This window comes from Nocardia sp. NPDC051929, from assembly GCF_044548645.1.
GTDB lineage: Bacteria > Actinomycetota > Actinomycetes > Mycobacteriales > Mycobacteriaceae > Nocardia > Nocardia sichangensis.
The window spans coordinates 76,941-90,232 of record NZ_JBIUCG010000033.1; the positions used below are offsets into that span (position 1 = coordinate 76,941).

General features: G+C 69.8%; 10 protein-coding genes. 8 read left to right on the forward strand and 2 right to left on the reverse strand.

Annotated features, from left to right (window positions below):
* Positions 1 to 6: 6 nt before the first annotated feature.
* Positions 7 to 1,959, reverse strand: coding sequence for an acyl-CoA dehydrogenase (locus ACIHAX_RS34845; protein WP_364436680.1), 1,953 nt, complete (start codon positions 1,957 to 1,959; stop codon positions 7 to 9).
* A gap of 102 nt (positions 1,960 to 2,061) precedes the next feature.
* On the opposite strand from ACIHAX_RS34845, the gene ACIHAX_RS34850 reads away from it, so the two are divergent.
* From ACIHAX_RS34850 to ACIHAX_RS34865, 4 genes are all read left to right on the forward strand, one after another.
* On the forward strand, positions 2,062 to 2,715 hold the full coding sequence (locus ACIHAX_RS34850; RefSeq protein WP_356968613.1) for a TetR family transcriptional regulator: 654 nt from the start codon (positions 2,062 to 2,064) through the stop codon (positions 2,713 to 2,715).
* Complete coding sequence (locus ACIHAX_RS34855) at positions 2,715 to 3,647, forward strand: ABC transporter ATP-binding protein (protein WP_364436684.1); 933 nt, start codon at positions 2,715 to 2,717, stop codon at positions 3,645 to 3,647. The genes ACIHAX_RS34850 and ACIHAX_RS34855 overlap by 1 nt, the downstream gene beginning before the upstream one ends.
* Positions 3,644 to 5,278, forward strand: a complete 1,635-nt coding sequence (locus ACIHAX_RS34860; RefSeq protein ID WP_397281867.1) for an ABC transporter permease — start codon at positions 3,644 to 3,646, stop codon at positions 5,276 to 5,278. The genes ACIHAX_RS34855 and ACIHAX_RS34860 overlap by 4 nt, the downstream gene beginning before the upstream one ends.
* Before the next feature lie 150 nt (positions 5,279 to 5,428).
* Positions 5,429 to 5,551 carry a hypothetical protein gene (locus ACIHAX_RS34865; protein WP_364436691.1) on the forward strand — a complete coding sequence of 41 codons (123 nt, stop codon included), beginning with the start codon at positions 5,429 to 5,431 and terminating at the stop codon, positions 5,549 to 5,551.
* A gap of 217 nt (positions 5,552 to 5,768) precedes the next feature.
* Here ACIHAX_RS34865 and ACIHAX_RS34870 read toward each other — a convergent pair whose 3' ends face one another.
* On the reverse strand, positions 5,769 to 6,623 hold the full coding sequence (locus ACIHAX_RS34870) for an LLM class F420-dependent oxidoreductase (RefSeq protein ID WP_364436713.1): 855 nt from the start codon (positions 6,621 to 6,623) through the stop codon (positions 5,769 to 5,771).
* Between the two features lie 260 nt (positions 6,624 to 6,883).
* Between ACIHAX_RS34870 and ACIHAX_RS34875 the strand changes: the two genes are divergently transcribed.
* The 4 genes from ACIHAX_RS34875 to ACIHAX_RS34890 all read left to right on the forward strand — a co-directional run bounded on the left by ACIHAX_RS34875 (position 6,884) and on the right by ACIHAX_RS34890 (position 13,159).
* On the forward strand, positions 6,884 to 8,281 hold the full coding sequence (locus ACIHAX_RS34875) for a threonine/serine exporter family protein (RefSeq protein ID WP_364436716.1): 1,398 nt from the start codon (positions 6,884 to 6,886) through the stop codon (positions 8,279 to 8,281).
* 106 nt (positions 8,282 to 8,387) lie between these two features.
* Positions 8,388 to 9,044: a biliverdin-producing heme oxygenase gene (locus ACIHAX_RS34880; protein WP_355078510.1), complete on the forward strand. Its 657-nt coding sequence runs from the start codon at positions 8,388 to 8,390 to the stop codon at positions 9,042 to 9,044.
* A gap of 85 nt (positions 9,045 to 9,129) precedes the next feature.
* Complete coding sequence (locus tag ACIHAX_RS34885) at positions 9,130 to 10,833, forward strand: bifunctional metallophosphatase/5'-nucleotidase (RefSeq protein WP_397281870.1); 1,704 nt, start codon at positions 9,130 to 9,132, stop codon at positions 10,831 to 10,833.
* Between the two features lie 301 nt (positions 10,834 to 11,134).
* Positions 11,135 to 13,159: an SDR family oxidoreductase gene (locus tag ACIHAX_RS34890; protein ID WP_355078512.1), complete on the forward strand. Its 2,025-nt coding sequence runs from the start codon at positions 11,135 to 11,137 to the stop codon at positions 13,157 to 13,159.
* Positions 13,160 to 13,292 lie beyond the last annotated feature (133 nt).

Genomic DNA, 13,292 nt, shown 5'->3' on the forward strand with positions numbered 1-13,292 from the left:
CGGCCGCTAGGACGACGCCGAGATCGGCTGGTCCCGCTGGAAGACGCTCGCGTCGTCGAGCATGGCCGCGCGCAGCATCCGCTCCGGCACGCCCATGGCCTCGACCAGGGTCGAAGCGTGCGGACGCAGCCGGTCGACCAGTTCGTTGACGCCGCGGCGCACCGTCTTCGCCCGGTCCACCGACATGAACCGGTGCATGATGTACCAGGCCTGGTTCTCCTCGATGGTGGAGTAGACGAACAGGTCGCACATCCAGTCGGCGAGTTCACGCGCGGCCGGGTCCTCGATGTCGGAGATCCCCTCGATGAACGCCTCCAGCACCAGCCGGTCGATGTGCGCCGAGCCCGCTGCCAGGATGTGGTCTTGGGCATTGTTGAACGCCTCGAACGGGCCGGTCTCCTCGGCCCTGGCGCGCAGCCGGTGCGCCGCGGTGCGGACCAGGTAGTCCTCGCGGTCGGCGAACAATTGCAGTTGCACCGCCCGGCGGGACAGATCGCCCTCATCGATGGAATCGTCGCCGCGGTCACGGAGGGTCTGGATCAGCTGGCGCACGCCCGAACGCTTGCGCACCACGTCACCGGCCATGGTCGCGGCGAAGCGCACCCAGCCCAGGGCGTCCAGGTCGCGCACCTCGTCGGCGTAGGCGGTGAGCAGTTCCTTGGCCACCAACTGGGTGAGCACCACGTTGTCACCTTCGAAGGTGGTGAACACGTCGGTGTCGGCCTTCAAGGTCACCAGCCGATTCTCCGTGAGATAACCCGCGCCGCCGCACGCTTCGCGGCACTCCTGGATGGCGCGGGTGGCGTGGTTGGTCTGCGCGACCTTGAGGCCTGCCGCGCGCTTCTCCAGTGCGCGCTGTGCGCCCGGCTCGAGATTCTGGCCGGTCTGCACCAGGTGCATCCGCCGCACCAGGTCGTTCTGCGCGAACGCGAGCGCATACGACTTCGCGACCAGCGGCAGCAGACGGCGCTGGTGGCTGCGGTAGTCCAGCAGCACGGTTTCCACCCCGGTGTCCGGGTCGGAGAACTGGCGGCGCAGCAGCGCGTAGCGCACCGCGATGCTCAAGGCGACGCGCGCGCCCGCCGCCGCGGCGCCGCCGACGCTCACCCGGCCGCGCACCAGGGTGCCGAGCGTGGTGAAGAACCGGCGGCTGGGGTTGTCGATTTCGGAGCTGTAGGTGCCGTCGGGGGCGACGTCGGCGTAGCGGTTGAGCAGGTTCTCCCGGGGCACGCGCACGTGATCGAAGACGATGCGCCCGTTGTCCACGCCGGGCAGGCCGCCCTTGAGGCCGTCGTCATAAGTGGTCACGCCGGGCAGGTCGGCGCCGTTCTCGTCGCGGATGGGCACCAGCAGGCAATGCACGCCCTTGTTCTCGCCCTGCGTGATCAGCTGCGCGAAGACCGCGGCCATCCTGGCGTGTTCGGCCGCGCCCCCGATGTAGTCCTTGCGCGCCGACGGCGTCGGCGAGTGCACCACGAACTCTTGGGTCTGCGGGTCGTAGGTCGCCGTGGTCTCCAGGTTCGCGACGTCGCTGCCGTGCCCGGACTCGGTCATCGCGAAGCAGCCGAGCAGATCCAGCGAGATCAAGCGCTCGATGAACTCCCGGTGCCGTTCGGTGCCGAGATTCTCCACGGCGCCGCCGAAAAGACCCCACTGCACGCCCGATTTCACCCACAACGACAGATCCGCGTACGCGAGCATCTCCAGGCCGACCACCGCCGCGCCCGGCTCACTGGTACCGCCGTTCTCCCGGCGGAAGCCGCGCTCGGCGAACCCCATCGTGGAGATCGCCTTCATCTGCTCGAGCACACGCGCCCGGGCTGCCTTGTAGTCCTGGTAGGGATCGGCGGTGAACTCCTCGCCGGACAGCAGGGTCCTGGCTTCGTCCCGGACGGCCGCCCAAGGGCCGTCGAGTGCCGCGCGTAGGTGGTCCGCCGTCGTTGCCGTGCCGCTAGTCATGTCTCGACGATAGCCCGGTACACGGGCGGCAAACCGTGATGCGCGACAAGTCGGCGACAGGTCTTGCTAGACCGTTGAACAACTGTTTAATATACTGAACATGTGTTTAACCAACAGCCCGTTCCGCAAGGATCCGCCGACGATCTGAGCACCGCGGCGCGCATTCGCGATACCGCGATCGAGGTGTTCGGCGAACACGGATTCCAGGTCGGAGTCCGCAAGATCGCCGCCGCCGCCGGCGTCTCCCCCGGCCTGGTCAACCATCACTTCGGGTCCAAGGACGGCCTGCGCGCCGCCTGCGACGACCGGGTGCTGCAGTTGATCCGCGACGAGAAGGTCAAGGCGATCACCGCGTCGTCGGTGAAGGCGGGCATGCTCGACGCCCTGGCCGAGATCGAGTCGTACGCGCCGCTGGTCGCCTACATGGTGCGTAGCCTGCAGGCAGGCGGACCGATGGCGGAATCACTGTTCGAGCACATGGCCGCAGATGCCGAGGGATACCTCGAGAAGGCGGTCGAGGCGGGCAGGATCAAACCCAGCCGCGACCCGGCGGCGCGCGCCCGATACCTGATGATGCTGAACGTCGGCGCGACCATGCTGTACATGCAGATGCGCCAGCACCGCGACGAGACGATCGACTATCGCAAGGCGATTCGCGAACTCAGCGAAGAACTCACCCCACCGGCCCTGGAGTTCTACACCCAAGGGCTGCTCACCGATCCCACGATCTTGGACACATTCACCAAGGAGAAGTGATGTCCGACATCATCGAAGTCCGCGATCTGCGCAAGACTTTCGGTCACGTCACCGCGCTCGACGGCCTCGACCTCACCGTCACCGAGGGCGAGATCCACGGCTTTCTCGGCCCCAACGGCGCGGGCAAGTCCACCACCATCCGGGTACTGCTCGGCATCCTGCGCGCCACCGGCGGGCAGGCTCGACTGTTCGGCCGCGACCCGTGGGCCGACGCGGTCGCATTGCACCGCGAATTGGCTTATGTGCCAGGCGATGTAACGTTGTGGCCGTCGCTGTCGGGCGGGGAGACCATCGATCTGCTCTCCCGGATGCGGGGCGGTCTCGACGAGAAGCGGCGCGATGAGCTGATCGAGCGCTTCGATCTCGACCCTCGCAAGAAGGCGCGCACCTATTCCAAGGGCAACCGCCAAAAGGTCTCGCTGGTCGCCGCGCTGGCCTCCGACGCGCCGCTGCTGCTGCTCGACGAGCCGACCTCGGGGCTGGACCCGCTGATGGAGCAGGTCTTCCGGGAGTGTGTGCACGAGGCGCGAGAGCGCGGCGCGACCGTCCTGTTGTCCAGCCACATCCTGTCCGAGGTCGAAGCGCTCTGCGACCGGGTCACCATCATCCGCGCCGGGCGCACGGTGGAGAGCGGGTCGCTGTCGGATCTGCGCCACCTGTCGCGCACGTCGATCACCGCCGAATTGACCGGCGACGCGGGCGATCTGAGCCGCATCCCGGGCGTGGAGGATATCGAACTCGATAACCACACGCTGCGCTGCCAGGTCGACAACGAGCACCTCGGCGAGCTCATCCGGGTGCTCGGCGACGCGGGCGTGCGCAGCCTGACCAGCACGCCGCCCACGCTCGAGGAGCTGTTCCTGCGGCATTACCACGTCGACGGCCACGGCGCCGACTCCGGCGCGGCCACCGGGGAGAAGGTGCGAGCATGACCACCGCCATCGCCGGCCGCGCCACAGCGGCGCGGGCATTCGGCGTGTCCGGCGACTTCGCGGGCACCGGGCGATTGCTGCGGCTGTACCTGCGGCGCGACCGGATCGTGCTGCCGCTGTGGACGCTGCTCATCGGCCTGATGCCCGCGTTCCAGGTCGCCAGCATCAGGGGTCTGTACGACGACCAAGCGTCCCTGGACAGTTTCGCGCGGACCACGGCCGACAGTCCCGCGCTGATCGCCATGTACGGCCCGGTGTTCAGCTCCGCGCTCGGGTCGATCGGCACCTGGAAAGCAGGCGCCATGTACACCATGATCGCCATCGCCACGGTGCTCACGGTGATCCGGCACACCCGGGTCGAGGAGGAGACCGGCCGCGCGGAACTGGTGGGCGCCACCAGCATCGGACGCTACGCCGGTCTCACCGCCACCCTGCTCATGACCTATTCGGGAGCGTTGCTCGCCGGGATCGTGTGCGCCCTGTCGCTCTACGGCACCGACCTGCCCGGCGCGGGATCGATGGCCTTCGGCGCCGCCCTGGCCGCGTCCGGCATCGTCTGGGCGGCCGTCGCGGCGGTCGCCGCCCAGGTCAGCGCCGGTGCGCGGGTGGCGCGCGGCGTGGCCTTCGGCGCACTCGGCGCGGCGTTCGCGCTACGGGCGGTCGGTGACGCCGGAAACGGTGTGCTGTCGTGGTTGTCGCCGATCGGCTGGTCGCTGCAGATCCGCCCGTACGCCGGGGAACGCTGGTGGGTGTTGCTGCTCTTCGCCGCTCTCGCGGTGCTGGGCACCGGCGTCGCGTACGCGTTGCTCGGCAACCGCGACGTCGGTTCCGGGCTCATCGCCGAGCGTCCGGGGCCGTCCACGGCGGCGGCGATCCTGTCCGGTCCGTTCGGGCTGGCCTGGCGGTTGCAGCGCGGCACCCTGCTGGCGTGGACGGTGGGCTTCGCGCTCTACGGCCTGCTGATCGGCGGCGCGGTGAACAGCGTCGGCGACATGCTCGACGGCAGCGCGTCCATCCGGGACATGGTCACCCGGATGGGCGGCTCACAGCAGCTGCAGCAGTCCTTCATCACCTACGCGCTCACGATGCTCGCCGCGGCCGCGTCCGCCTACTCGATCTCCGCAGCCCTGCGGTTGCACGACGAGGAGACCAGCGCCCGGGTCGAGGCCACCCTGTCCGGCGCCGTCGGCCGCGTCCGCTACGCGTTGAGTCACATCGGCTTCGCGCTGCTCGGCCCCGCCGCCGCATTGCTGGTCTCGGGCGTGGCGATCGGCATCGTCTACGGCGCGGCGGACGGCGACCTCGGGACGAAACTTTCCCAATCGCTGGCCGCCGCCGCCGTGCAGGTGCCCGCGGTGTGGGTCGTCACGGGCATCGCGGTCGCGCTCTACGGTCTCGCACCGCGGTTCGCACCGGTCGCGTGGGGCGTGCTCAGCGCCATGGTGGTGATCTTCTTCGTCGGCTCGCTCGACGGCCTGCCGCACTGGATGCTCGATCTCGTGCCGTTCGTCCACCCGCCGAAGGTGCCCGGCGCCGAATTCCAGGCGCAGCCGCTGCTGTGGCTGCTCGCGACCGCCGTGGCGCTGCTCGCCGTCGGCATCACCGCCTTCCGCAGCCGCGACCTGCGCTGACGGCGTTCTCCGTGGCCCGCGCGAACCCGTTCGCGCGGGCCACTTCTCGTCAGCGGGCCGTTCGGCTCGCCGCCTGCCTGAGGCGGCGCTCGCTGCGCCCGGCGCGTGGGCACAGCCCGGCCGCACCGAACGGCCGACAGGATATTTGCCGTGACCGACGGTGGGTCGCCGAACGTGGCCGCGCCGCTCCCTGGCGGTGGCCGCTACACCGGCGCCGACGCCGTGCTGCCGACGAAAGACGCGCGCCGCCGGTGCCGATCCGGCTGGGCCTGACGGTCGTCAGCGACAGGAGGGCGGGCCGGTCTACGAGGATGGCGTTTGCGGACGGTGTCTTCGGCGCGCGCACCACCCCGCACCGGCGGCCGTCGCCGACGCGGGCGCGGAGCCGGGACGACGATGGCTGCTGGTCGCGGCGGGCGTTATCGTCGTGGCCGGTGCCCTGGTGAGCCCTTGTTGTGATCCGCGGACGCGGTTGGTCACGCCGCGCGTGTCACCCGGCGTGCTCGATTCCCAGTTTTCCCGCCAGGCGCGTGAGGTAGGCCCGGACGTCCTCCGCGGAACGGTCGGGCAGTCCGAAAACGGCTTCGGTGACCCCGGATTCGGCCCAGCGCGCCAGCTGCTGCGCGTCGTGCCGCCCGGCGAGCGCGATGACCTCAGGATTGTCGGCACGCCCCTGCTCGCGCCAGATCCGGCGCAGCACCGCGATCTTGGGGTCCAGGTCGTCCTCGGTGGGCGTGGTGATCCATCCGTCGGCGTACTTCGCCAGCCAGGTGAAGTTCTTCTCGGTACCCGCCGCGCCGAGCAGGACCGGAATGCGCTTCTGCACCGGCTTCGGCCAAGACCAGCTGGCGCCGAAGGTGACGAACTCGCCGTCGAAGCCGGCTTCCTCTTCGGTCCACAGCACGCGCATGGCCTCCAGATGCTCCCGCAGCACCGTTCTGCGTTTGCCCGCGGGCACGCCGTGGTGGGCCAGTTCGTCGGTGTTCCAGCCGAATCCGACGCCGAGGCTGACCCGGCCGCCGGACAGGTGATCCAGCGAGGCGATGGTCTTGGCCAGCGTGATCGGATGGTGTTCGGCGGGCAGCGCCACCGCGGTGGACAAGCCGATGCGCTCGGTCACGGACGCGGCGGTGCCGAGCGCGACCCACGGGTCAAGAGTCCGCAGATAACGGTCGTCGGGCAGGCTCGCATCGCCGGTGCGCGGGTGCGCCGCGGCCCGGACCACCGGAATGTGCGTGTGCTCGGGCACATAGAACGTGTCGAATCCGGCACGCTCGGCGGCCAGCGCCGCATCCGCGGGGGTGATGCCCCGATCGCTGGTGAACAACACGATTCCGTACCGCACCGTACGCGCTCCCATCGCTGAAATTAGAACAAGTTCTACCACGAACCGACGGTCCGACCAAGGGGTGATCGCGACCGGCGCGCCCGCCGCGACCCGCACGGATGCCGAGAAGACATCGGATGACTAGGTTCGCCTCCATGAGTCCTGAGGCAACTTCCGTAGGCGATGTCACCACCGGACGGGTGGATCACCTCGGCTGGCGTCGCGGGCTTCGCCTGCGGCGGGCCCGGCCGATTCCGGTCGTCACCCAGGCCGTCGGCATGCTGGTCGCGGACCGGCAGGCGACCGCGGACACCATCGTCACCGCGCCCACGCCGTTGCAGCCGATCGACCTCACCGACGACGCCAGGGTCGCCGAAGTCCTCGACCTCGCGGTCCGGGTCGGCGAAGTGGTGCTGGCCTCCGGCACCGGCGTGGTGGACACCACCACGACGGTGCGGTTCATCGCCGCCACCTACGGGCTGTCCCGGTGCAGCATCGACGTCACCTACGACGCCATCCGCATCTGGGCCGACCGCGGCGCCGCGCTGCCACCGGCCAGCACGATGCGGATCGTGCACTACCGCGCCCTCGATTTCACCCGGCTCGCCGCCGTCGACCGGCTGACCCGCCGGATCCGCCACGAAGTGGTCCCTCCGGTTCAGGCCCGCGCCGCACTCGACGCGATCACCTCGGCGCCGCACCCGTACCACCGCTGGACCGCCACCGCGGCGTGGTCGCTGATGGCGGCGGCGATCGCCGCGTTGCTCGGCGGCGGCGCCCTCGTGGCCGCGGTCAGTTTCGCGACCACCGCGGCGATCGACCGCACCAATCGCGTCCTCAATCGCTACGGGCTGCCGTTCTTCTTCCAGCACATGGTGGGCGGCGCCATCGCGGCGATCCCGGCCATCGTGCTGGCGAGCCTCGCCGCGCGCTTGCGGATCGACGTCGACCCGACCCTGATCATCGCGGCCGGTATCACCGTGTTGCTGAGCGGATTGCAACTGGTCGGCTCGGTGCAGGACGCGATCACCGGCGCGCCCATCACGGCCACTGCCCGCATGCTCGAGGTGATGATGATGACCGGCGGCATCATCGCGGGTATCGCGCTCACCCTGCGCATCGCGGATCTCGTCGACGCCACCGTGCCCCCGGTGTATCTGACCTCCACCCGCGACATCACCGACCTGCCGGTGAAGATCGCGGCCGGTGCGGTGGCGGCCCTGGCGTTCGCGCTCGCCTGTTACGCCGAACGCCGGGCGCTGGCCGCGGCCGCGGGTAGCGGCGCCGCGGGCATCATCTGCTTCCTGCTCATCCAGGAGGCGGGTTTCGGCCCGGTGATCTCCTCCGGCGTCGCCGCGACGCTGGTCGGCCTGGCCGGTGGCCTGATGGCCCGCCGCGCGCTGACCCCGCCACTGGTCGTCGCCGTCGCGGGCATCACTCCGCTGCTTCCCGGCCTCAAGGTCTACCGCGGCCTCTACGCCCTGCTCAACGACGAACTGCTGATCGGAGGCAACCAGCTGCTCGCGGCCGTCGGCATCGGCTGCGCGCTGGCGGCGGGCGTGACTCTCGGCGAATGGTGCGACCGCACCGTGCGCAGGCCGCGGATACTGCGCCGGTTCGGCTCGCTGCGCCGCCCGATCGTCCGGCGCCGCCGCCGATCGACGCCCGCGCACTGAGCCGCGAGGTGCATGCGCGCGCAACTTCCGACCGGTAATCTCTTATCGAACTGGTCAGGGCCCGCGATTCGGTGGCGGCCCCGCTGTGAGGTGAGGTGGTCCGGACATGTCGGAGGCAGTACCGTTCTCGGCGCAGATCCGCACCGCCACCGCGCAACAGCATGCGGAGGCGGAGAACTCCCGCTTCATGAGCGACATGCTCGGCGGATCGCTCGGCGTCGACTCGTATCACCGCTACACCGGCCAGCTCTGGTTCATCTACCGCGCGCTCGAACAGCGGTGGGCGGCGCTGGCCGACGACCCGGTGGCCGGGCCGTTCATCCGGCCCGAGCTGGCCCGCACCGCCGAACTCGAGCGCGACCTCACACATCTGCTCGGCTCCGGCTGGCGAACCGGCTTGGAGCCGCTGCCCGCCACCGCCGCCTACGCCGAACGCATCGACGAGTGCGCGCGCGACTGGCCCGCCGGGTACATCGCCCACCACTACACCCGCTACCTCGGCGACCTGTCCGGCGGACAGGTCATCCGCGGCACCGCGGAGAAGCTGTGGGACCTACCGCATCGCGGCGACGGCGTCCGCTTCTACGTCTTCGACGGAGTCGGCAATCCCGCCGCGTTCAAGCGGGAATACCGCGCCCTGCTCGACCGGCTGCCGCTCGACGACCTGGAGCGCCGCCGCGTGCTCGACGAGGGCAGGCGCGCCTTCGCGATGAACACCGCGGTCTTCGAGGAACTCGCCGAGGAATTCCCGGCCGCGCAGTAGCGGGATCGGGCGCGGCGCATCGCCGTGCGGCAGGCGGCATTTCGGCTGTCGTGCGCGAACGTCGCCGACGTGGGACAGTCGTGATATGAGAGCGCGTCGCCGCATCGCCGTGGTTCTTGCCGGTCTTGTCGGTGTCGGTCTGGTGGGGGGTTGCGGCACGACGTCCGACCCCGGCGCCGGTCCCGGCTCCTCGACGGCGGCCGGGATCGTGCCGTTGATCTCGACGAACGACCTGCGTGCGGCGCAACCGGACGAGGTGCACCTGTTCGGCTTCAACGATCTGCACGGCAATCTGCAGCCGCCGAGCGGGTCCAACGGCAGGATCGCGCAATACGACGCGGGCGGAGCCGCGTATCTCGCCACTCATCTCGCCCGGCTGAAGGCCGCCTATCCGTCCAGCGCGGTGGTGGCGGCCGGGGACAACATCGGGGCCAGCCCGCTGATCTCCAGCCTGTTCCACGACGAGCCGACGATCGACTTCCTCGACAACGTGGGAGTGGCCGCGTCCGCGGTCGGCAACCACGAATTCGACGACGGCGTGCTGGAATTGGCGCGCTTGCAACAAGGCGGATGTGCCTTCGACGGATGTTCTCCCGGCGCTCCCTTCACCGGCGCGAAATTTCCCTATCTCGCGGCGAACGTCATCGATGCGCAGGGCAACCCACCGCCCGCGCTGCGCCCGTGGACCATGCTGGAGGTGGGCGGCCATCGGATCGGCGTAGTCGGCACGGTCACGCCCGAAACCGCGAGCATCGTTCTGCCCGAAGGCATCCGGGGCTTCCACTTCGGCGACGAAGCCGCCGCGATCAATCGCTACGTGCCGGAGTTGAAGGCGGCGGGCGCCGAAGCGATCGTGGCGCTGGTGCACGACGGCGGTTCCCAGCGGCCGGAGCGGAACGCGGCCCTGGACTACAACGGCTGTGCGAACGTCACCCCGAACGTGACGGGACTGGCCGAGCGGATCGACCCCGCGGTCCTGGCGGTGTTCACCGCCCACAGCCACCAGCCCTACGTGTGCACCATCGGCGGCAAGGTGATCACCCAGGCCGCCTCGTACGGGCGGCTCGTCACCGACGTCACGCTGCGTTTCGGCGGCGACGGCGTGCAGGCCTCGGCGGTCAACCGCGTGGTGACCCGCGAGGTGACACCCGACGCTCAGACGACCGCGCTGATCGATTTCTACACCGAGCAGTCCCGGCCGCGCGCGGGCCGCGTCGTCGGCGCGGCCGCGAACGCCCTCCCACACGACCCGGGACCGGCGGGCACCTCGCCCCTGGGCGACGTGATCGCCGATTCCATGCTGTCGGCCACGGCGGGTCCGGCCGCCGCCGTCGCCGCCTTCATGAACCCCGGTGGCGTGCGCGCCGATCTGAAGCAGGGGCCGGTCACTTATGGCGACCTCTACACCGTCCAACCGTTCGGCAACCAGGTCGTCACGCTCACGCTGAGCGGCAGCCAGATCCTGCGCCTGCTGGAACAGCAGTGGAACAACACCGGTAAATCGACCATTCTGTCTCCGGCGGGAATCAGCTACGCCTATTCCGACACCGCCCCCACAGGCGCGAAGGTGATCGCCGACAGCGTCCGCATCGCAGGTCAGCCACTGAATCCCGTCGCGACGTATCGCATCACGACCAACAACTTCCTGGCTTCGGGAGGCGACGGATTCACCGTCTTCACCGAGGGAGCCGATACCGCGGTGGGCCCGACCGACTTGGACGCCTTCGAGACGTTCCTGCGCGACAAGCCTCCGCTGCAGACGCCACCCGCCCGCGTCGAGAAGAAGTAGCGAGACCGGACGCTGCCCAGTTGCTGGACACTCGACCAGAACTCGGGTAACTGGAAATCTTTGTAACACATACCGTTTGACCTGCGCCGACGGTGACCAGTCCCACAGGGTGAACGGGTCATGATCGCTTGCCGGGGCCGCACGCGGTCGATTACTGTTGAGTAATAAGTCAGGACGAAGGTGTTCCTACTTTCGGCCCGACGTCTGTCGCTGGGGGCCGAATCGACGCTGTCCGCATCCATTGCCGCATGCCGGATGAATTGTGCGACAACAAGGTTCGACTGAACAGCAGGAGAGTGCGATGGCCACTTACATCGTGACGGGCGGGACCGGTTTCCTGGGCAGGCGGGTTGTGCAAGACCTGCTGGACAACGACGCCGAGGCGATCGTCCACGTGCTGGTGCGTGAGACGTCACTGGGCAAGTTCACCGACATCGCGGCGGGCTGGCGCGGCGCCGAGCGGGTCTACGCGCTGATCGGCGATCTCACCGCCGAAGGGCTCGGTTTGGCGTGCGAAGCGCCACGGGCCGACCACATCGTTCATCTGGGCGCGGTCTACGACATGACGGCCGACGAGGACACCGCGCACGCGGCGAACGTCACCGGCACGCGCTCGGTGCTGGCCCTGGCTCGCGAGCTGGGCGCGGTGCTGCACCACGTGTCTTCTGTGGCGGTGGCGGGCGACCACAAGGGCAAGTTCTTCGAGGAGGACTTCGACCTCGGACAGCAGCTGACCTCGCCGTATCACCGCACCAAGTTCGCCGCCGAGAAACTCGTCCGCCAGGCGCGCGGCGTGCGCTGGCGGGTCTATCGGCCCGCGATCGTCGTGGGCGATTCCCGCACCGGCGAGATGGACAAGATCGACGGCCCCTACTACTTCTTCGGCGCGATCGCGCGGCTGGCCACGCTGCCGTCCGATCTGCCGTTGCCGCTGCCCGATCTCGGCGCCACGAATATCGTTCCGGTCGACTACGTCTCGGCCGCCATGAGCGAACTGATCCGTCGCCCCGGCCTGGACGGACGCACCTTCCACCTGGTCAACCCCGAGCCGCAGCCCTTCGGGGAGGTGTATCGCGCGCTCGCCGCCGCGGCGGGCGCCCCGACCGGCGTGGGAACGGTGCCGGGCAGCGGTTTGGCGCTCAGCGGACTCGCGCACATCCCCGGCGTCACCACCGTGCGCGATTTCCTGCTCGAGCAGGTGGGCATCCCGGCCGAAGTCGCTCCGCACACCTCGTTCTCCGCGGAGTTCATCAGCGATTCGACCCGCGCCCAGCTGCGCGGCTCCGGTCTGACCGTCCCGTCGTTCGACAGCTACGCCGAGCGGTTGTGGCAGTACTGGCGCGACCACCTCGACCCGCAGCGCGGCCGCGTGTCGGTCACCGGTGACCCGCTCGCCGGGCGGGTCGTGCTCATCACCGGAGCGTCCTCCGGTATCGGACTGGCCACCGCGCACGCCGTCGCCCGGCGCGGCGCAACGGTCCTCATGGTCGCCCGCGGTCACGACGACCTGGCGGCCGCCGCCGAGGCGGTGCGCGCGGAGGGCGGTGTCGCGCATACCTACCCGTGCGACATCACCGACTCCGAAGCGGTCGAGAAGCTCGTGCAGTGCGTCCTCGACGACCACGGCCACGTCGACTACCTGGTGAACAACGCGGGCCGTTCGATCCGCCGCTCCGTGCTCAACTCCACCGACCGGATGCACGATTTCGAGCGCACCATGGCGGTGAACTACTTCGGCGCCGTGCGGCTCATCCTGGGACTGCTGCCGTCGATGCGAGCGCGCCGCTTCGGTCACGTGGTCAACATCTCCTCGATCGCGGTGCAGACCAAGGTGCCCCGGTTCGCCGCCTACGTGGCGAGCAAGTCGGCGCTGGACAACTTCAGCGACATCGCGGCGGTGGAGAACCGGGATGCCGGTATCACGTTCACCTCGGTGCGGATGCCGCTGGTGCGGACCCCGATGATCGCCCCGACCGACCTGTACCGCTCGCTTCCGGTGCCGGATCCGGATCAGGCCGCGGCGATCGTGGTGCGCGCGCTCGAGGACCGGCCGCATCGCATCGACACGCCCGTCGGCACCTTCGCCCAGGCGGTCGAGTTGTTGATGCCGTCGGTGAAGCGTCAGATCATGCACCAGGGCTTCCGGCTGTTCGGGGAGTCCCGCGCGGCGCGGGGCGGCTCGGACCGCCGTCCGGCCGATCCGTCGCCCGCTGCCGAAGCGCCCGGCGGCGCGCTGTCCGCGCTGGCGCCGGTGATCATGCCGCTCATGGCGCTGCCCTCCCCCGCGGCGCGCGTCGCGCGCGTGGTTCCGGGCTTGCAGTGGTGACTGTGCAGGACTGAGGGGTGGGGGCGCCCCCCGGGGGGGGCCCCCCCCCCCCCCCACCCACTCCGGGGGTACCAAACCGGGAACCCCCCAACCCCCCCCCGGCCCCCAGGCCCCCCCCGCGGCCCGCGGGGCG

What these genes read in the sequence shown, in the direction of transcription:
- ACIHAX_RS34890 (WP_355078512.1), top strand. Translation starts at nt 11,135, where the DNA reads ATGGCCACTTACATCGTGACGGGCGGGACCGGTTTCCTGGGCAGGCGG.
- ACIHAX_RS34860 (WP_397281867.1), top strand. Translation starts at nt 3,644, where the DNA reads ATGACCACCGCCATCGCCGGCCGCGCCACAGCGGCGCGGGCATTCGGC.
- ACIHAX_RS34885 (WP_397281870.1), top strand. Translation starts at nt 9,130, where the DNA reads ATGAGAGCGCGTCGCCGCATCGCCGTGGTTCTTGCCGGTCTTGTCGGT.
- ACIHAX_RS34880 (WP_355078510.1), top strand. Translation starts at nt 8,388, where the DNA reads ATGTCGGAGGCAGTACCGTTCTCGGCGCAGATCCGCACCGCCACCGCG.
- ACIHAX_RS34855 (WP_364436684.1), top strand. Translation starts at nt 2,715, where the DNA reads ATGTCCGACATCATCGAAGTCCGCGATCTGCGCAAGACTTTCGGTCAC.
- ACIHAX_RS34875 (WP_364436716.1), top strand. Translation starts at nt 6,884, where the DNA reads ATGCTGGTCGCGGACCGGCAGGCGACCGCGGACACCATCGTCACCGCG.
- ACIHAX_RS34845 (WP_364436680.1), bottom strand. Translation starts at nt 1,959, where the DNA reads ATGACTAGCGGCACGGCAACGACGGCGGACCACCTACGCGCGGCACTC.